The following is a 19480-nucleotide window of genomic DNA, read 5'->3' as shown; positions in this document are numbered from 1 at the left end:
TGTCGAGTCGCTTGCCCATCCGTTTCCCTCGTCCTCATGACGCGGCACCTGCCGCACTGGGCAGGATTAGAACCGATGGCGGGCCAAAACAGGGGCATGGATCGAAAAATTTCTCAGGACTAACTTAAGGATCAAGCCTTGCCTTGGCGGGCCTGGGCGCCGTAATAGTCGCCTGCGATACGCAGACGTCGGTTCTCGACTGCGGACTGATCGTCAGGATCAGCCGATGCGTCTTTCAGGATCAGTTCGCCGAGCTCATGCCAGTTGGGCTTGACCTGCCTGCTGGCGAGCAAGCGCAACAGGCGGGGCACGACCTGTAGCAAGGCATCGCCACGGGAAACCAGCAGTCTGGTTACGCGGGATTCGGCCACTCCGGCCTGCAGCAACTGCTTGCCCAGGCGCCCCTTGCCGTCATGACCGGCCTGCGCCATGCCATGCGCCAGCAGCGCCCAGCGCTGCCAGGTTTCAACGCGCCAGGTTTCAGGCTCCAGGCCGGAAGCCACCAGTGCTCGCGCAAGGGCCGCCATCTGGTGTGGCTGCATGGCTTCGGGGGACAGACGGGCAAGCGCGGCACGGCTGGCGATGTCGGCATGTTCAATATGGTTGGCCAACTGGCCTATGGGATTGACTCGCTTTTCTTGCGGCGGGGGAACTTGAGACTCGATCAAGTCAGGCTGGCTCATGGTTTTCCTCGGTGATGTCGGATTGGCGGGACTTGAGTGCCGCTACGAGGTCGGGGAACTTGGATTTCGGGCTACGCATAGCGGCATGCAGCTTGGCCAGCGCAGCCGACTGAGCGCGGTAGCGCAACTGTCCGCTGCGCGGACCAGCGGAAAACGCGGCCCGGACGGTCCGATCGGCTCGGTCGGCAATCCCGACCAGCCACGCCTCGCGCACGGCCAAGGGCGCATCGGATTCGATTTCTTCGGTCAGCTCCTCGAAGAACAGGCTGTCACAAAGCGACTCGAAAGGCTGCGCGAACTTGCTGGCCCGATTCTTGACCGTGTCGCTGGCATCGCGGTCCTTGCCAGCCTCGTCCCTCGCGGCATTGGCAAACAGAACCGTCAGCGCGACCCAGATCATTTTTCTGACTTCAGCGATGACAGCGATCCTCGCGTCGGCCACCTTGGCCAGCGCGTCGGTATCGCGGATGGCAAACGCCTGACGCATCTTTTTCGAGATCGGAATGCGTCGCTCGTGATAGCCCTCGGTCTTGCCTTGACCCCGCGTCACGCCCTGCGCCAGCAAGACCAGCCCCGCGCTGGCGTCATCGGGCCGCAGAATCTGCGCCACGGGTTTACCCAACTTCTGACCGAACAGCAGTTCGGACGCGAGCTTGTAGTCGAAGCCACGACTGGTGATGGTCAGTGCCTTGGCTGAAACCATGTCCACCGGCATCCAGGGATCGCCAGTCACGCCGCACAATTCCTTGGCCGCGATTCGAGGCGCCTTCGTGCTGGTGGCCTGCGCTTGCAATTGACCGGCACTCACGGTCATCCGTATTCTTCGGCAGACCTCGATATAGCAGGGGTCCAGTGACGGAAAGGCCAGGCTGTCCAAGCCGTCCCAGGGACGTAACCATGTCAGGGCGGTACCCCCCTCGGGTTTGAGCCCGTACAACTCCACGACCTCCTGCCTGGCTGCGATCAATGCAGCGACATCCCGCCGCCATCGCTGACCCCACCTGCCCGGAGGCTTCACTCCGACGGCACAGCGACTTGCAAAACCACCGTTCATGCGAGAAACGCCATAATTGCCCGCGCCCAGAAAACCTTCCTGGGTCTGCAGGCTGATCAACGCATGGCACCAGTCTTCCGGACTGCTGCGGATCATGCGCGCGGCCTTCAGGTCGTGATTCTTCGACGTGATCAGCATGTCCAGTTCGTCGGCAGCGGTCATCGGGCTTTTCCAGTCGGCCAGGCTGCCACCAGGCACCGGTGGCTGCATGAACGCGGGCCGGCCTGGCGGACTGACCAGACACCAGGCCGCGCCATCCAGGTCGTCAGGCGTCAAGGCCATCAGCGCTGTGTCCCATTCGGCTGCGGTCTCGAAAGGCTCGTCACGCTCCGCCTGGTGCAGCGCAATCGCCGCGAGCTGAACCAGAAAGGCATGCCAGGGATGGCGCTGATGAGGGCGCAACGCCGGAAAGTCACGCACTTCGTCCCGATTCATGGCAGCGAACAGTTCGGGCAAGTTCGCAGCCACGGTGTCGCCAGCAACCACGGTTCGGTAATGCAACAGGCGCTCCCGCAGCAAGTTGCCATGGAGCAGTTCAGCTTGGGTCACGAAGCATCTCCTGATGGTTGTTCCTTTTCGGCCAGTCTTTCCAGCCCGAAACGGCTATAGCGAAAAAAGCGATTTCCCAGACCGAACAGGAACCCGCCCTCGGGCAACACCTGCCTCACGTCGGGCAGGATGTCGGCTGCCACGCCAGACGGCCACAGATGGGCGCGCACGGGCAACAGACGGATGGGGAGGCCGAACGGGCCAGGCTGCGGGGGATCGAAGGTGAGCAGGTAATCCGTCGCGCCGAGACGGGTAGCCACTTTCTGATCCTGATCCAGGAACTGCAGGGGAGAGCCCATCTCGTCGGCGAAAGGTCGATCGAAAGGCAAGGTGTTCAGATTGGCCTGGGTGCGGCCGGCCAGCGTTTCCCCATCGATTGCCATGCCATGCTGGATCCAGGCGGCACCACCCGCCTTGGCGATTTGCTCAAGGACTTCCGGATGGGTGGCGTGCTCGACGAGCTCCCGGTTGTCACGCGGAATCACATGATGGCCAGCCCCGGCAATGAGTTGCCGGGTGGCTTCCAGTATGCGAAGGTCGGCATAGACGCCGCCGCCCTTCTTGAATCGACCCAGGCCATGCCGTGGCCGTTCGAGACAGGCCTCCAGGCTGTGCCCCGCCGGTACCAGCACCACGGCGCGAGCAATACAGCAAACCTGGGGCCTGTCCGCCTGCGCCCGGTCGTGACGGTGCAAACGGCCCACCCGCTGCAGCAGCACATCCATCGGGCACAGGTCAGTGATAAGCAAATCGGCGTCGATGTCAAGACTCTGTTCGAGCGTCTGTGTGCCCACCACGATACAGGCCTTCAAGGCAGGTCGGACCTTGCCCATGTGCACTTGCACGGCTGCGTCGAGCAAGGGCCGGTCTTCACGGCTGTAGCGGCTGTGGTGAACGGTGCGCACACCCTGCACCTGGAACAGGACGTCCTCCATGCCCTCCTTCGCAGCCAGTGCCTCGAGTGCCTGCAAGGTGGCGACTGCCGTCGGGACGGTGTTACGGATGACGAGCACTTTGGCGCCCTGACGGGCGACTTCCAAGGCCAGCGCAGCAATCCGTTCAGGTGAGTCGATGGCATCTTCCAGCTGCCAGTGAATGGTCTTGCTGCGGCCGGATTCGGGCAACGCGCGCACATACAGGCCATCGCTCAACAAGGGATAGGGCAAGGCGCTGGCCTGCATCAGGCTGAGTGGTTCAAGCCGTGGGGACAGCAGCTTCTGGTAGCGATAACGCGCGCTGGAGCCCAGGGTCGCCGACAACAGCAGGGCATGCCCTCCTGCAGCGAGGTGTGCCTTGAGCAACTGCGCCAGCAAGGCCGACATATAGGCATCCGAAGCATGCACCTCGTCCACCACCAGCAGGCTACGCGACAGCATGCCGTATCGCAGATGCGCATGGCGCACCTGCAGCGCTGCCATCAGGGCTTGGTCTATCGTCCCGACGGCAAGCGGCGCAGCCAGGAAACGCTTGCTGGACTCCGCCGCCCATCTCAGATGAGCGGTCTGGTCGTCGGGATTGTCAGCCCAAAGAACCTGGAAGTCGGGCAATCGAATCTTGTCCTGCCCGTCGGCGCTTTCGTAGCCAGACAATGCGCGCACGACGACCGGAGGACCCTGGCCGCAATCGCGCCAAAGCACTTGTGCGAAGTGACGCACCCTTTCGTACAACTGGGTGGCTGCAACGCGGGTAGGCAATGCGAAATACAGGCCATCGACCTGGCCAGACTGGAACAATTGGGCGAAGCGCCACAAGGCGGCCTCGGTCTTGCCACTTCCCGTCTCGGACTCCAAGATCAGAAGGTGCCCGAGACCGGTTTCGGCCATCACGGCCTGCATGGGCCTGGGAGCCGGTACATCGAAGACAGCTTGGAAGGCTGGCAGCTCAGGCAAGGCGTCGCGCCATGCCGTCGTGTCCAGGCCTGTCGCCCGGACAGCGATGGCTGCCCGTTGCGCAGCAGTCCTGTGCCTGTCCTCTCCCGGCTCGGCGTAGGGGAAGAAACGTGTGTCCGACCCCAACCAGTCCGCCAGCTGCACCAAGCCTGCGAACAGGTGCGCAAATGCCGGAGCAGCAGGCAACTCGTCACCCGGTTCGAAGGCGGGAGCAAACCAGTCCAGCAGCTTGCAGCCGATGTCCTGCATGGTTTCGGCAGGGTCATAGGTTGTACCGTTATCGCTCCTCACGACTTGCCAGATCCGCCTGAGATGCCCAGGATTGGCAGCATCTGCGCGGGGTGGCCGGCCGTGGTGGCTGATGGCTGCGCAGAGCAGGGAAAGAACGCTTGCACCCCATGAGTTCAGCGACTCCAACGGCAGGTGCTGCAGGACCGACGCCCCAATCGCTTCATCCTCGAACAGGAACCAGGCTTCGTTGACATGACCCGCGGGACCGGGCCAGCCAGCGGGCACCTTCTCTTGCGCCGCAATCCAGCATTTCACCTGGAAACCAGCGTTGGCCTTGCCCATGTCGTGCAGGAAAGCCAGGGCAGACAAGCGCCAGATCTGTGATTCAGTGAGTCTGTAATCCGGACCTGCCACCTGCTCCAGCGCACGTTTGATGCCGGGGGTGGAAACCACTTGTCGAAAGCATGCGGCGACATCCAGCATGTGATCCACGAGCGGATGGAATCGGCCCCAACCCTGAAATTTGCCCCAAGCCTTCATTTGCATACGAGTAGGAATAATTAACCTGCTTACTATAACCCAAATAAAAATTTTCTCAGAAGATACTAATTAGATAAGAAATCAATCTGCGGGTCGTGGCGTGGGACAATCTCCCCCCATGAACCCCCTGCTCTCCCGCCTCCAGCCCTACCCCTTCGAGCGCCTGCGCCAGCTGTTTGCCGGCGTGACGCCCAACCCGGACTACCGCGCGATCAGCCTCGGCATTGGCGAGCCGCGCCATCCGACGCCCGCTTTCCTGAAAGAGAAACTGTGCGAGGCCGTCCACGCGCCCGACGGTGGTCTGGCGACCTACCCCGCCACGGCCGGCACGCCCGAGCTCAAGGCCGCCTGCGCGACCTGGATGCAGCGCCGCTACGGCCTGAGCCTGGACCCGGCGACGCAGATCCTGCCGGTGCTGGGCTCGCGCGAGGCGCTGTTCTCGCTGGCCCAGGTGGTGGTCAACCCGCGCACCTTCGCGGATTCGGCCGACGGGACCGAGCCGGTGGTGGTCTGTCCCAATCCCTTCTATCAGATCTACGAGGGCGCGGCCTATCTGTCGGGCGCCCAGCCCTGGTTCGCGCCAAGCGACCCCCAGCGCAACTTCGCGGTCGACTGGGCCAGCGTGCCGGAAGCCATCTGGCAGCGCACCCAGCTGCTCTACACCTGCTCGCCGGGCAACCCGACCGGCGCGGTGATGCCGCTGGCCGAGTGGAAGATGCTGTTCGAGCTCAGCGACCAGTACGGCTTCGTGATCGCGTCGGACGAGTGCTACAGCGAGATCTATTTCCGCGACGAGGCGCCGCTCGGTGGCCTCGAAGCGGCCGCCCAGCTGGGCCGGACCGACTTCAAGAACCTGATCGCGCTGACCAGCCTGTCCAAGCGCAGCAACGTCCCCGGATTGCGCAGCGGTTTCGTCGCCGGCGACGCGGCGCTGATCAAGGCCTTCACGCTGTACCGCACCTACCACGGCAGCGCGATGAGCACCGTGATCCAGAGCGCGAGCGCCGCCGCCTGGCTCGACGAGCCGCATGTGATCGATAACCGCGAGCAGTACCGCGCCAAGTTCGCCGCCGTCACGCCGATCCTGGCCGAGGTGATGAACGTCGCGCTGCCCGACGCCGGCTTCTACCTCTGGGCCGAGGTGCCGGAGCAGTTCGGCGGCCTGACGGGCGGCAGCGACACCGACTTCGCCAAGGCCTTGCTGGCTCAATACAATGTAACGGTTTTGCCGGGCAGCTACCTGGCGCGCGAGGCGCGGGGTTTCAACCCGGGCGCGCGGCGCGTGCGCATGGCGCTGGTGGCCGAGACCGCCGAATGCGTCGAGGCCGCGCGCCGCATCGCGGCATTCATTCAATCCTCCAACTGAATAAGAAGCAGATCATGACCCAACAACTGCAACAGACCATCGAAAACGCCTGGGACAACCGCGCCCAGCTCTCGCCCGCCTCGGCCCCGGCCGAAGTGCAGGAAGCCGTCGCGCAGGTGATCGACCTGCTCGACAGCGGCAAGCTGCGCGTGGCCAGCCGCGAGGGCGTGGGCCAGTGGACCGTGCACCAGTGGCTCAAGAAGGCGGTGCTGCTGTCCTTCCGCCTGAAGGACAACGAGATCATCTCGGCCGGCGACCTGGGCTTCTACGACAAGGTGCAGACCAAGTTCGCCCATATGTCGCCGCAGGAACTCGCCGCCACCGGCGTGCGCGTGGTGCCGCCGGCGGTCGCGCGTCGCGGCAGCTTCATCGCCAAGGGCGCGATCCTGATGCCGTCCTATGTCAACATCGGCGCCTATGTCGATGAAGGCACGATGGTCGACACCTGGGCCACCGTCGGCTCCTGCGCCCAGATCGGCAAGGGCGTGCACCTGAGCGGCGGCGTCGGCATCGGCGGCGTGCTGGAGCCGCTGCAGGCGAACCCGACCGTGATCGAGGACAACTGCTTCATCGGCGCGCGCTCGGAAGTGGTCGAGGGCGTGATCGTGGAGGAAAACTCGGTGCTGGGCATGGGTGTCTACCTGGGCCAGAGCACCCCGATCTTCGACCGCGCCACCGGCGAGATCACTTATGGCCGCGTGCCCAGCGGCTCGGTGGTGGTCAGCGGCAACCTGCCCAAGACGGCCGCCAATGGCGCGCCTTACAGCATGTACGCCGCCATCATCGTCAAGCGCGTCGACGCACAGACCCGCTCGAAGACCAGCATCAACGACCTGCTGCGCGACTGATCGCGCGGACTGATGGGCCTGCGGCCCGGGAGGTGGACATGGGCATGATGGACAAGCTGCTGCGTCTGATGGCCGAGAAGAAGGCGTCGGACCTCTACCTCTCGGCCAACGCGCCGGTGACGATCAAGATCGACGGCGTCTACCTGCCCGTCAACCCGCAGCTGCTGCCGACCGATGCCCCCTACCAGCTGCTGGCCGAGGTGGTCACGCCCGAGCAGCTGGCCGAATTCGACCGCTGCGGCGAGCTCAACATCGCGGTGCCGCTGGCCGGCGTCGGGCGCTACCGCTTCAGCGCGATGCGCCAGCGCAGCAGTTGCGCCGTGGTGGTGCGTTTCATCAGCGTCGACATCCCGGCGCTGGAGTCGCTGGGCATCCCGGCGGTGCTGCCCGAGATGATCATGGCCAAGCGCGGGCTGATGCTGGTGGTCGGCGCGACCGGCTCGGGCAAGAGCACGACGCTGGCCGCGCTGCTCGACCACCGCAACGAGCGCCAGTCCGGCCATATCCTCACGATCGAGGACCCGGTCGAGTTCCTGTTCAAGAACAAGAAGTCCATCATCAACCAGCGCGAGGTCGGCACCGACACCGAGTCACTGCAGGTGGCGCTCAAGAACGCGCTGCGCCAGGCGCCCGACGTGATCCTGATCGGCGAGATCCGCGACCGCGAGACCATGTCGGCGGCGATGGCCTATTCGCAATCGGGCCATCTGGTGCTGGCGACGCTGCACGCCAACAACAGCTACCAGGCGCTCAACCGCATCCTGAGCTTCTATCCGGTCGAGGTGCGCCCCTCGATGCTCAACGACCTGGCGTCGGCGCTGAAGGCCATCGTCTCGCAGCGCCTGTTGCGCGCGATCGACGGCGGCCGGGTGCCCGCGGTGGAGGTGATGGTCAACACCCGCCTGATCAGCGAGCTGATCGAGAAGGGCGACTTCTTCGGCGTGCGCGAGGCGCTGGAGAAGTCGATGGCCGAGGCCTCGCAGACGTTCGAGGTCGACCTCGCGCGCCTGATCCTGTCGGGCCGGATCGACCGCAAGGAAGGCCTGGCCCATGCCGACTCGCCGACCAACCTGATGTGGCGGCTCGACAACGCCGCCGCCCAGCACAGCGCCGCCCAGGCCGAGGCGCAACAAGCTGCCGAGCCCAGCGGCCCCTCGTTCTCCGATTTCAAACTCGACGTCAAGCATTGACGCCGACCTCTCTTCTTTTGCGGATCTGCCCATGAGCGACACCCTGCGCCTGACCGAGGCGCTGATCTCCCTTTCCTCCGTCACGCCCGATGACGCCAGCTGCCAGCAGCTGATCATCGACCGCCTGCAACCGCTGGGCTTCGTCTGCGAGACGATCGCCAGCGGGCCGGACGATTTCCGCGTCACCAACCTGTGGGCCAAGCGCCCGGGTGCTCATGCGAACGCGCCGACGCTGGTCTTTGCGGGCCACACCGACGTGGTGCCGACCGGCCCGGTCGAGCAATGGGGCAGCGACCCCTTCGTGCCGACCATCCGTGACGGCAAGCTCTACGGCCGTGGCGCCGCCGACATGAAGGCCTCGCTGGCCGCCATGGTGGTGGCCTGCGAGGAGTTCCTGGCCCTGCACGCCAACCCCGAACTGGCGATCGCCTTCCTGCTGACCAGCGACGAGGAAGGTCCGGCGCATGACGGCACGGTGGTGGTCTGCCGCGAACTGACGGCACGTGGCGAAAAGCTCGACTACTGCATCGTCGGCGAGCCGACCTCGGTCAAGCAGAGCGGCGACATGATCAAGAACGGCCGGCGCGGCACCATGAGTGGCAAGCTGACCGTCAAGGGCATCCAGGGCCATATCGCCTACCCGCACCTGGCGCGCAATCCGATCCATATGCTGGCGCCCGCGCTGACCGAGCTGGTCGGCACCGTCTGGGACCAGGGCAACGACCATTTCCCGCCCACCACCTGGCAGGTCAGCAACATCCACGGCGGCACCGGCGCGAGCAACATCATCCCCGGCGCCGTGGTGGTGGACTTCAACTTCCGCTTCAGCACCGAGAGCACGGCAGAAGGCCTGCAGCAGCGCGTGGCCGAGATCCTGGCGCGCCACGGCCTGCAGGCGGACAGCGACCACACGCTGGCCTGGACGGTCGGCGGTCACCCCTTCCTGACCCGCCCCGGCACGCTGGTCGATGCCGTGCGTGGCGCGATCCGGGCCGAAACCGGGCTGGAGACCGAGCTCTCGACCAGCGGAGGCACCAGCGACGGACGCTTCATCGCCAAGATCTGCCCGCAGGTGATAGAGTTCGGCCCTCCCAACGCGACCATCCACAAGGTTGACGAGTGCATCGCGCTGGTCGACATCGAGCCGTTGAAGAACATTTACCGCCGCACGCTCGAGATTCTGGCCAGCGTGCCGGCCCAGGACGAGATCACCCCTTGAATCTGAACGAACTATTGCAAGCCGCGAGCGACCAGCTTGAGGCGGCTGGCCTGGCCTATGGCCATGGCACCACCAACGCGCATGACGAGGCGGTCTGGCTGACGCTGTGGCGGCTGGGCCTGCCGCTGGATGCCGACCTCGATGAACTGGCCGAACGCGCCTGCTCCGAGTCGGAAGTCGAAGCCGTGCTGGCGCTGATCGAACAGCGCATCGCGACCCGCAAGCCGGCGGCCTACCTGACGCACGAGGCCTGGCTGCAGGGCGTGCCCTTTCATGTCGACGAGCGGGTGATCGTGCCGCGCAGCTTCCTGGCCGAGTTCATCGCCGCCGCCGAGGGCGCCGAGTCGATCGACGGCTGGCTGGGCGAGCACACCCAGCGAGTGCTGGATCTGTGCACCGGCAACGGCAGCCTGGCCGTGCTGGCCGCGCTGGCCTGGCCCGAGGTCCGGGTGGACGCCGCCGATCTATCGACCGATGCGCTGGCCGTGGCCCGCATCAACGTCGACCGGCATGGCTTGCAGGAGCGCATCCGGCTGGTCGAGTCCGATGGCTGGGCCAATCTGCCCGATCACTACGACCTGATCCTGTGCAACCCGCCCTATGTCTGCCGCCAGGGGATGGACGAGCTGCCGGCCGAGTACCGCGCCGAGCCGCTGATCTCGCTCGACGGCGGGCTGGCGGGCAGCGACGACGGCATGGACTTCGTGCGCCATCTGCTGGATCACGCGCTGGAGCACCTGAACGAGCACGGCGTGCTGCTGCTGGAGATCGGCAACGAGCGCGAGCATTTCGAGCGCGCCTTCCCGACCCTGCTGGCCTACTGGCCCGAAACCAGCGCGGGCGAAGGCCCGGTGCTGCTGCTGACCCGAGAATCACTGGCCGACTGGGCCGCCACCAAGGACATCACATGATCACGCTGCGCAATGTCACGCTGCGCCGCGGCACCAAGGTGGTGCTGGACCAGGCCAATGCGACCATCAACCCCGGCGAGAAGGTCGGCCTGGTCGGACGCAACGGCGCCGGCAAGTCCAGCCTGTTCGCGCTGCTGCAGGGCAAGCTGCACGAGGACGGCGGCGAGTTCCAGTGGCCGCGCCAGTGGCAGCTGGCCCAGGTCTCGCAGGACATGCCCGAGACCGACCAGCCCTGCACCGAGTTCGTGATCGACGGCGACACCCGGCTGGCGGCGGCGCGCGCGGCGGTGGAGCTGGCCGAGGCCAGCGACGACGGCGAGGCCATGGCCCACGCCTACACCGACTTGCACGATGCCGGCGCCCATGACGCACCGGCGCGCGCGCAGGCGCTGCTGCTGGGGCTGGGCTTCCAGGTCAACGAGGTGGACCGGCCGGTCAACAGCTTCTCGGGCGGCTGGCGCATGCGGCTGCAGCTGGCGCGCGCGCTGATGTGCCCGAGCGACCTGCTGATGCTCGACGAGCCGACCAACCACCTGGACCTCGACGCGCTGGTCTGGCTGGAGAGCTGGCTCAAGCGCTACGCCGGCACCATGGTCGTGATCAGCCACGACCGCGAGTTCCTCGACGCCATCACCTCGGTCACGCTGCACATCGACAACGCCAAGATCACGCGCTACGGCGGCAACTACAGCCGCTTCGAGGACATGCGCGCCGAGCAGCTGAGCCAGCAGCAGGCCAGCTTCTCGCGCCAGCAGGACAAGATCGCGCACCTGCAGAAGTTCATCGCCCGCTTCAAGGCCAAGGCCAGCAAGGCCAAGCAGGCACAGAGCCGGGTCAAGGCGCTCGAACGGATGGAGAAGATCGGTCCGGTGCTGGCCGATGCCGAGTTCACCTTCGAGTTCCAGGAGCCGGCCCAGCTGCCCAACCCGATGCTGAGCCTGCGCGAGGCCAGCTTCGGCTACCGCGCCGAGGACGGCAGCGCCACCACCATCGTGCACGACGTCACGCGCTCGGTGCTGGCGGGCCAGCGGCTGGGCATCCTGGGCGCCAACGGCCAGGGCAAGTCGACCTTCGTCAAGACGGTGGCGCGCGACCTGGCGCTGCTCAAAGGCGAGCTGACCGAGGGCAAGGGGCTGAACATCGGCTACTTCGCGCAGCAGGAGCTCGACGTGCTGCGCCAGGGCGACACGCCGCTGGAGCACATGATCCGGCTGGCGCGCGACCTGTCGGCCGCTGGCGCCCTGAGCGGCCAGGGCACGCGCGAGCAGGACCTGCGCAACTTCCTGGGCCGCTTCCAGTTCAGCGGCGACATGGTGCAGCAGGCCGTGGGCAGCATGAGCGGCGGCGAGAAGGCCCGGCTGGTGCTGTGCATGATCGTCTGGCAGCGCCCGAACCTGCTGCTGCTCGATGAGCCGACCAACCACCTGGACCTGGCCACCCGGGAGGCGCTGGCGATGGCGCTCAACGAGTTCGAGGGCACGGTGATGCTAGTCAGCCACGACCGGGCGCTGCTGCGCTCGGTCTGCGACGAGTTCTGGCTGGTCTCGCACGGCGGCATCGAGCCCTTCGACGGCGACCTCGACGACTACCAGCGCTACCTGCTCGACATGGCCAAGCAAAAGCGCGAGGCGGTGCAGGCAGCCCAGCGCGCGCCGGCCGTCAAGGCCAAGGCCGAGCCGGTCGCGGTCGCTGCGGTGGTCAGCCCCAAGCCGGTGGCGGCCACGCCAGCCGCCGCTGCCTCCGCCCCGGCCGTCAACCCGGCCGAACAGCGACGGCTGGAGGCGCAGCGGCGCCAGCAACTGGCGCAAAAGCTCAAGCCGCACAAGAAGGCGCTGGCCGACCTCGACCAGCGCATGGCCAGCCTGCAGGCCGAAGGCGCCGCGCTGCAGCAGAAGCTGCTGAGCGCGCTGCCGCCGACCGAGCTGGCCCAGATCGGCAAGCGGCTCAAGGGCATCGAGGACGAGACGGCCGCCGCCGAGCTGCGTTGGCTCGAACTGTCGGAGCAGATCGAGGCGCTCGAAGCCGAAACCGACTGATCGATGGAAGCGGCAGCCGATCAGCCCGCCGGCGCGGGCGCCCCCCCGCCCAAACCACAGCGCACCTGGCGCACCGGGGCCTGGCGCTGGCTGCGCGCCGCCGGCCTGGCGCTGGCCGGGCTGCTGCTGTGCTGGCTGCTGACCTGGGCCGCGCTGCCGCCCTTGCTCAAATGGCAGCTGGAGCGCCAGGCCAGCGCCGCGCTCGGGCGCGCCGTCACGGTCGAGCGGGTCGAGCTCAAGCCCTGGTCGCTCGAACTGGAGCTGCGCGGGCTGCGGCTGGCCGACGCCCAGGGTCAAGGTGACCAGTTCACGCTCGGGCGCTTCCATGTCGACCTCGACTGGCGCTCGCTGCTGCGGCTGGCGCCGGTGCTGGACGCCGTCGAGTTCGACCGCCCGCAGCTCAAGCTGCGCCATCTGGGCGGCGGGCGCTACGACATCGATGACCTGATCGAGCGGCTGCTCAAGCCCGAGCAGCCGCCCTCGGCGCTGCCGCGCTTCGCGCTGTTCCACCTGCGCTTGCGCGACGCGGCGATCGACTTCATCGACGAGCCGGTCGGGCGCACGCAGCAAATCCGCCAGCTGACGCTGGACCTGCCCTTCCTGAGCAGCCTGGAGCCGCAGCGCGAGGAAAAGAGCGCACCGCGCCTGAACTTCCTGCTCAACGGCGACCCGGTCGAAGCCAAGGCGCTGCTGCTGCCCTTTGCCCAGGCCCGCCAAGGCGAGGCGAGGCTGCACGGCGCCGCGCTGGACCTGGCGCCCTATCTGCCCTACTGGCCCGCCAAGCTGCCGCTGCGCCCGACGCGCGGCCAGCTCGAGTTCGACCTGACGCTGCGCCTGGCGCCAGCGGCACAGGAAGCGAAGGCACCGCTGACCCTGGCCGGCCATCTGGCGCTGCGGGATGTCGAACTCGAATTGCCCGGAACCCCCCAAGCGCAGCCGATGCGCCTGAGCTGGGACCGGCTGCGCTTCGACGGTCAGACCCGGCTGGGCTGGCCGATCCGGTCGCCAACCGGCGCACTGGCGCTGGACCTCGAAAACGGGCGGCTGCAGGTCGACGGCCTGGCGCTGCACGAGAACCAGCAGCAGCCAGTCCGCCTGGGCCAGCTGCTGCTGCAGGATGCCCGCCTGGCGCTGGCCGAGCGCCGCGTGGTCATCGGCCAGCTGAGTCTGGAACGGCCCGAACTGCAGCTGCAGCGCGATGCCCGCCAGCGCTGGATGTTCGAAAACTGGCTGACGGCCCTGGGTCGGGATTCGGCCAGTGCGGACCCACCGGTTCAAGCCAGCCCGGCAGCAGGCTGGCAACTGCAGCTCGACCAATTCCGGCTGGTGGACGGGCGCCTGGGATTCCTGGACCAAAGCCCGGCTCGTCCGGTGCGCCTGCGGATCGAGGCCTTGCAGTTGAGCGCTGGCCCCTGGAGCAACGCCTCGGAGCAGGACCAGGCCTTGCCGCTGGACCTCAGCCTGAAATTGGCGCCGGAGGCATCGGGCCAGGCGGGCAATACGGGGGCGCTGCGCTACCAGGGTCAGATCGACCTGCCCAGTCAGGCCACGGGCGCGCACCAGGCCAAGGTCTTGTCGAGCCAGGGCCAGCTGGAACTCGACGACCTGCCGCTGCACCAGCTCGAACCCTATTTCGCCGCCGCGCTCAACCTGGAGCTGTTGCGCGCCGAGCTGGGACTGCGCGCGCGCGTCGAGCTGTCGCTGCCGCCCGAAGGCCTGCTGCTGGCACTGCGCGGCGACGGCGAGGTCGAGCGCCTGCGCACCAGCACGCTGGACCCGGCCGAGCGGCTGCTCGACTGGAAATCGCTCGGCCTGCGCGGTCTGCAGCTCGACCTGAAGGCCGGCGCCCTGAGCCGGCTCAAGGTGGCCGAGACGGCGCTGGACGACTACTACGCGCGCATCGTGATCGACCCGCAGGGGCGCATCAACCTGCAGCAGCTGCTGCGCCAGCCCGCGCCGGCGACTGCTGGATCCGCTGCCGCCCAGCCTGCGGCGGCAGCGGCGCGGCTCGAATTCGGCCCGATCACCTTCGTCAAGGGCCGGGTCGACTTCCAGGACCATTTCATCCACCCCAACTACTCCGCGCGCCTGAGCGAGCTGACCGGCCACCTGGGGGGTTTCTCCAATCGGCCGGCCGAGACAGGCGCAGCGCCCGCAATGGCCACGCTCAGCCTGCGCGGCAAGGCCGAAGGTACGGCCAGTCTGGAGATCGAAGGCCGGCTCAACCCACTGGCCCAGCCGCTCGCGCTCGACATCCGGGCCAAGGTCGACGACCTGGAACTGCCGCCGCTGTCACCCTACAGCATCAAGTACGCGGGCCATGGCATCGAGCGCGGCAAGCTCGGCATGGAAGTGCGCTACCAGATCGCGCCCGACGGCCAGCTGCGGGCCAGCAACCAGATCCTGCTCAAGCAACTGCAGTTCAGCGAGCGGGTCGAGGGCAGCGAGGCACCCAACCTGCCGATCCGGCTGGCGGTCGCGCTGCTGGCCGACCGCAACGGCGTGATCGACCTCAACCTGCCGGTCAGCGGCTCGATCAACGACCCGCAGTTCCGCGTCGGAGCTATCGTCTGGCGCATGGTGCTGAACCTGATCGGCAAGGCCGTGACGGCCCCCTTCGCGCTGATCGCGCACGCGCTGGGCGGCTCGACCGAGGACTTCAACCAGGTCGACTTCGCGCTGGGCAGCGCCAGCCCCGACACCGTCGCGCAAGCCAGGCTGGAGCAGATCGCGCGGGCCATGACCCAGCGCGGCGACCTGCAGCTCACGCTCCAAGGCCAGAGCGATCTGGAACGCGAACGCGGCGCCTATCAGCAGGCGCAGCTGCGGCAGCGTCTGCTGGAGGAAAAGAAGCGCCAGCTCGCGCGCCAGGGCAAGTTGCCCGAGACGACTATCCAGCCGCCGACCACGGCCGAAACCCCGGCCTTGCTGGCGGCGGTCTACCGGCGCGCCGACATCCCCAAGCCGCGCAACCTGATCGGCCTGGCCAAGGACCTGCCCGCCGCCGAGATGGAAAAGCTGCTGCTGGCCTCGATTGCGGTCGATGCCGACCGCATCCGCGAGCTGGCGCTCGATCGGGCCGCCCGGGTGCGCGACGAACTGGTCCGGCGCGGCGTGGAGCACCAGCGTATCTACCTGCTCGCGCCCATGACCTCGGCCCAGGCCGACGCCGAGCCCTGGCATCCGGCCGTGCTACTGGGACTGAAAAATGAATGATCGGCGGCGCTCGGTGGCACGGTGACGGGTTGGCGCGCTGGCCCACGGTCCAACGGATTGTCGGATTTTGTCGGAATTTGTCGGTGTGCGCGCCTTGAACGGCAGGGTCGGCGGCGAAAGAATAAGCCATGCCGACCAGCACCTGAATCGACCAGCCACGATGCGCCTGAACACCCCCATCACCCGACACGAGTTCGATTACGACCCGCACACGACCTTGATGTCGGTCACGGACACCCAAGGTCGAATCCTGTACGCGAACGAGGCCTTCGTCCAGATCAGCGGCTTCGATCACGAGGAAATCCTGGGGCAGCCGCACAATCTGGTGCGTCACCCGGACATGCCCCAGGAGGCATTCGCCGACATGTGGCGGACGATCAAGGCGGGCAGATCCTGGACCGCCCTGGTCAAGAACCGGCGCAAGAACGGCGACCACTACTGGGTGCGGGCCAACGCCACCCCGATGGTGCGCGACGGCCAGATCACCGGCTACATGTCGGTGCGCACCAAGCCCTCGCGCCAGGAGGTCGAGGCCACCGAGCGGCTGTACCAAGCCTGTCGCGAGGGCAGGCTGGGACGACGCCGTTTTCACCAGGGTCTGATCGTGCGCACAGGCTGGCTGGCGGGCTTGTCGCTGTTGCAGCGGCTGTCGGTCGGCGCCCGCATCCACCTCGGCATCGCGTTTCTCTGCCTCGCGAGCCTGATCGCGGCCAGCCTGCAGGGACTGGCGGCGGGCTGGCTGGGCCTGATGGCCGGCGTGACATTGCTCGCCGCCGTGCTGGCCGATACCTGGCTGCAAGTCCAGATCACCCGCCCCCTGCGGCAAATCCAGCAGCAGGCGCAGACCGTGGCGGCAGGCAGCCCGGGGCCCAACATCCAGCTCGACCGCGTCGATGAGCTGGGCATGCTGCTGCGCTCGGTCAACCAGGCGGGTTTGAATCTGCGCTCGCTGGTCGATGATGTCAACATGCAGGTCCGCGGCCTGCATGCGGCGGGCCAGCAAATCGAGCACAGCAGCCACGACCTGTCGGCACGCACCGAACAGTCGGTCGCCGGCCTGGAGCAAACGGCCTCCTCGATGGAGCAGCTGACCGCCGCGGTGCGGCAAAACGCCGGCACGGCGCAACAAGCCAGCCAACTGGGGCAAGGCGCCAGCGAGGCCGCGCTGCAGGGCGGCGAGGTCGTATCCCAGGTGGTCGAGACCATGCAGACCATCAGCCACAGCTCAAGCCAGATTGCCGAGATCATCGGGGTGATCGACGGCATCGCGTTCCAGACCAACATCCTGGCGCTCAACGCGGCGGTGGAAGCGGCCAGGGCTGGCGAGCAGGGCCGGGGCTTCGCGGTGGTGGCCAGCGAGGTGCGCCGCCTGGCGCAGCGCAGCGCCTTGTCCGCCAAGGAGATCAAGCAGCTGATCGATGCCAGCGTGCACAGCGTGCGAACCGGTTCGGCGCTGGTCGAACAGGCCGGGCACAGCATGAAGGGCATCGTCCGCCAGGTCAGGCATGTCACGCAGTTGATCGATGAGATCAGCCTGGCCAGCCAGGAGCAGGCCCAGGGGGTCAGGCAGGTCGACAGCGCCGTGGTGCAACTCAATCAGGTCACCCAGCAAAACGCCTCGATGGTCGATGTCAGCGTGGCCGCGGCCCGCAGTCTGACCTCCCAGGCCAATCGACTGGCAGCGGCCGTGACGGTTTACAGGAACGGCTTGCATGCTTGAACGTGCCACGCTGCGCCGGATGTTCTCCAACGTCCCGAGATGCCTGCTGCTGTGCCTGGCCTGCTGGTCTCTGGATGTGCGGTCGATGGCGCTGGGCGATGGCCAGGGCAGCATCGATCTGACCGGAGTGGTCGAGGTACTGGAGGACCCCTCGGGTCGACTCACCTTCGACGAGGTGCGCCAGCCCGCGCTGGCCGCGCGCTTCCAGCCTCCCGCCCCGAACCGTCGGGATCTGAATTTCGGCTTCACGGCATCGGCTTACTGGTTGCGCCTGTCCTTGCGACAGGCCCCGGGCCAGACGGCGGACTGGCTGCTGGAAATCCCCTATGCCTTGATCGACGAGCTGGCCTTCTACGCGCCAGGCGCCGCCCCGGTGCTGACCGGCGATGCCCACCCGCTGAGCAGCCGCCCCTACTTCCACGGCTTCTTCGTCTTTCCGCTCGCGCTCGGTCCCGATGCGCAGCACTACTACCTGCGCGTCGCGTCCAAGAATCCGCTGACGGTGCCGCTGCGGGCCTGGCCCGACCGGCTCTTCGGCATGCAAGTCCATCAGGTCCTGAGCCTGCAGTTCCTGTACACCGGCGGGCTGCTGGTGCTGATGATCTACAACCTGTTCGTCTTCTTCATGATCAGGGACTGGCGTTTCCTGTTCTACGCGCTCTATGTCTTGTTCTTCGGACTGGGCATGCTGGCGGGCAATGGCCTGGGTCGCCTGTTTCTCTGGCCCGAGGCCACGGCCTTCAACGCCATCGCCGAGAGCCTGCTGCTGAGTCTGTCCGGGGCTTTCCTGCTGCTGTTCAGTGGCAGTTTCCTGCGGGAGCGGCATCGGCAAGCCTGGCCGGGTCCGGCCTGGCTGTTCATGGCGGGCCTGCTGGCCCTGCTGGCCCTGTTGCTGGGCCTGAGCCTGTACGTGCCCTTGCCGGTGCGGCAGCTGCACATGGCCTTGATGCTGAGCGCGGTGGCAGGCATTGTCTTGCTCGTCAGCGGTCTGCTGCGGGCCTGGCGGCACCGGCGCACCGACCTGCGCATCTTCACCCTGGCCTGGGCCATGCTGTCGGTGGGCATGTTCGTGGCCATCGGCCGCGCCTTCGAATGGCTGCCAAGCAACCCCTGGACCTCGTACAGCCTGCAGATCTCGTCGGTCTTTGAAATGCTGCTGCTGGCCCTCGCGCTGGCGGACCTGCTGCGCACCGAGCGCCACCAGCGCGAGCAGGCGCAGTCGCGCGAGATGGACGCCCGCCAGCACCTGCTCGAAAATCTCCAGACGGCCAACGAGCGGCTGGAGCTGACGGTGCATCAGCGCACCGAGCAATTGCGATCGGCCTTGCAGCATGAAAAGGAGGTGCTGGTCCAATACCGGCGCTTTGGCGCCATGATCTCGCACGAGTTCCGCAACCCGCTGGGCATCATCAACAGCCAGCTGAGCCTGATGCGCAAGGAGCACGAACGCGGCGAGCTGTTGCTGGACAAGCGGCTGTCGGTGCTCGACGGCGCCACGCGGCGGCTGGTGCTGATGTTCGACAAGTGGTTGCAGAGCGACCGCCTGAACCATGCGCTCGAAGACATCGACCCGCACCCGATTCCCCTGCCCGAGTGGCTGGAGCATTTCGTCTTGACCAACGTCCACAGCATGAACGGCTGTCCGCTCGAACTGCGCTGGCAGGCGCGGGTGCCCCAGCTGGTGGGTGACGAATACCTGCTCGACATCGCGCTGGGCAACCTGGTCGACAACGCGCGCAAATACGCGGGCAGGGAGGCCCCGGTGGTGATCGAGACCCGGGTCAAGCCGGGTTTCGTCGGCCTGGCCGTGATCGACCAGGGCCCCGGCATAGCACCCGAGCACCAGCAGGCCGTGTTTGGCGAGTATTTCCGCGTCTCGCCCCAGAGCGGCGCCTCGGGCATGGGACTGGGACTGTCGATCGTGCGGCGCATCGCCGAGAAACATGGCGGACAGCTGGAACTCGACAGCGCGGTCGGCCAGGGTTGCTGTTTTTCCTTTTGGCTGCCAGCCAAATCGTGATTGAAAAA

12 protein-coding genes are annotated in these 19480 nt (G+C 66.8%); 9 read left to right on the top strand and 3 right to left on the bottom strand.

All coding sequences use genetic code 11. From position 1 onward, the window contains the following. Positions 1-131 precede the first annotated feature (131 nt). The 3 genes from casB to cas3 are packed head-to-tail and all read right to left on the bottom strand — an operon-like array spanning position 132 to position 4946. Entirely contained in the window at positions 132-683 is a 552-nt protein-coding gene (casB, locus tag PHR85_RS02675; protein WP_300050055.1) for a type I-E CRISPR-associated protein Cse2/CasB, read from the bottom strand. Continuing rightward, positions 670-2286, bottom strand: a complete 1617-nt coding sequence (locus tag PHR85_RS02670; protein ID WP_300050052.1) for a type I-E CRISPR-associated protein Cse1/CasA — start codon at positions 2284-2286, stop codon at positions 670-672. The genes casB and PHR85_RS02670 overlap by 14 nt, the downstream gene beginning before the upstream one ends. Next, complete coding sequence (gene cas3 / locus PHR85_RS02665; protein WP_300050049.1) at positions 2283-4946, bottom strand: CRISPR-associated helicase Cas3'; 2664 nt, start codon at positions 4944-4946, stop codon at positions 2283-2285. Before cas3 ends, PHR85_RS02670 begins: the two co-directional genes overlap by 4 nt. 118 nt (positions 4947-5064) lie before the next feature. Here cas3 and dapC point away from each other — a divergent pair, with 118 nt between their 5' ends. The 9 genes from dapC (at position 5065) to PHR85_RS02620 (ending at position 19472) form a co-directional block, all read left to right on the top strand. Beyond that, positions 5065-6312 carry a succinyldiaminopimelate transaminase gene (gene dapC, locus PHR85_RS02660; protein ID WP_300050046.1) on the top strand — a complete coding sequence of 416 codons (1248 nt, stop codon included), beginning with the start codon at positions 5065-5067 and terminating at the stop codon, positions 6310-6312. A gap of 14 nt (positions 6313-6326) precedes the next feature. Continuing rightward, complete coding sequence (dapD, locus tag PHR85_RS02655; RefSeq protein WP_300050044.1) at positions 6327-7160, top strand: 2,3,4,5-tetrahydropyridine-2,6-dicarboxylate N-succinyltransferase; 834 nt, start codon at positions 6327-6329, stop codon at positions 7158-7160. A 38-nt stretch (positions 7161-7198) separates the two neighbouring features. Next, entirely contained in the window at positions 7199-8350 is a 1152-nt protein-coding gene (locus tag PHR85_RS02650; RefSeq protein WP_300050042.1) for a PilT/PilU family type 4a pilus ATPase, read from the top strand. A 31-nt stretch (positions 8351-8381) separates the two neighbouring features. Then, positions 8382-9569 carry a succinyl-diaminopimelate desuccinylase gene (gene dapE, locus PHR85_RS02645; protein WP_300050040.1) on the top strand — a complete coding sequence of 396 codons (1188 nt, stop codon included), beginning with the start codon at positions 8382-8384 and terminating at the stop codon, positions 9567-9569. Further along, complete coding sequence (prmB, locus tag PHR85_RS02640; RefSeq protein ID WP_300050038.1) at positions 9566-10480, top strand: 50S ribosomal protein L3 N(5)-glutamine methyltransferase; 915 nt, start codon at positions 9566-9568, stop codon at positions 10478-10480. Before dapE ends, prmB begins: the two co-directional genes overlap by 4 nt. After that, on the top strand, positions 10477-12516 hold the full coding sequence (locus PHR85_RS02635) for an ABC-F family ATP-binding cassette domain-containing protein (protein WP_300050036.1): 2040 nt from the start codon (positions 10477-10479) through the stop codon (positions 12514-12516). The genes prmB and PHR85_RS02635 overlap by 4 nt, the downstream gene beginning before the upstream one ends. Positions 12517-12519: 3 nt before the next feature. Then, positions 12520-15732 carry a DUF748 domain-containing protein gene (locus PHR85_RS02630; protein WP_300050033.1) on the top strand — a complete coding sequence of 1071 codons (3213 nt, stop codon included), beginning with the start codon at positions 12520-12522 and terminating at the stop codon, positions 15730-15732. Positions 15733-15892: 160 nt separating this feature from the next. Further along, positions 15893-17452: a methyl-accepting chemotaxis protein gene (locus PHR85_RS02625; RefSeq protein ID WP_300050073.1), complete on the top strand. Its 1560-nt coding sequence runs from the start codon at positions 15893-15895 to the stop codon at positions 17450-17452. Beyond that, positions 17445-19472, top strand: coding sequence for a sensor histidine kinase (locus tag PHR85_RS02620; RefSeq protein ID WP_300050030.1), 2028 nt, complete (start codon positions 17445-17447; stop codon positions 19470-19472). Before PHR85_RS02625 ends, PHR85_RS02620 begins: the two co-directional genes overlap by 8 nt. Positions 19473-19480 lie beyond the last annotated feature (8 nt).

Origin of the sequence: Malikia sp. (assembly GCF_028687635.1) — a bacterium.
Taxonomy (GTDB): domain Bacteria; phylum Pseudomonadota; class Gammaproteobacteria; order Burkholderiales; family Burkholderiaceae_C; genus Malikia.
Note: the sequence above shows the minus strand (reverse complement) of the source record. Positions and strands in the feature narration are given on the sequence as shown.

Bases quoted from the DNA above. Each gene is read 5' to 3' on its own strand.
- casB (WP_300050055.1), bottom strand. From the start codon at position 683: ATGAGCCAGCCTGACTTGATCGAGTCTCAAGTTCCCCCGCCGCAAGAA.
- cas3 (WP_300050049.1), bottom strand. From the start codon at position 4,946: ATGAAGGCTTGGGGCAAATTTCAGGGTTGGGGCCGATTCCATCCGCTC.
- dapC (WP_300050046.1), top strand. From the start codon at position 5,065: ATGAACCCCCTGCTCTCCCGCCTCCAGCCCTACCCCTTCGAGCGCCTG.
- dapD (WP_300050044.1), top strand. From the start codon at position 6,327: ATGACCCAACAACTGCAACAGACCATCGAAAACGCCTGGGACAACCGC.
- PHR85_RS02650 (WP_300050042.1), top strand. From the start codon at position 7,199: ATGGGCATGATGGACAAGCTGCTGCGTCTGATGGCCGAGAAGAAGGCG.
- dapE (WP_300050040.1), top strand. From the start codon at position 8,382: ATGAGCGACACCCTGCGCCTGACCGAGGCGCTGATCTCCCTTTCCTCC.
- PHR85_RS02635 (WP_300050036.1), top strand. From the start codon at position 10,477: ATGATCACGCTGCGCAATGTCACGCTGCGCCGCGGCACCAAGGTGGTG.
- PHR85_RS02630 (WP_300050033.1), top strand. From the start codon at position 12,520: ATGGAAGCGGCAGCCGATCAGCCCGCCGGCGCGGGCGCCCCCCCGCCC.
- PHR85_RS02625 (WP_300050073.1), top strand. From the start codon at position 15,893: ATGCGCCTGAACACCCCCATCACCCGACACGAGTTCGATTACGACCCG.
- PHR85_RS02620 (WP_300050030.1), top strand. From the start codon at position 17,445: ATGCTTGAACGTGCCACGCTGCGCCGGATGTTCTCCAACGTCCCGAGA.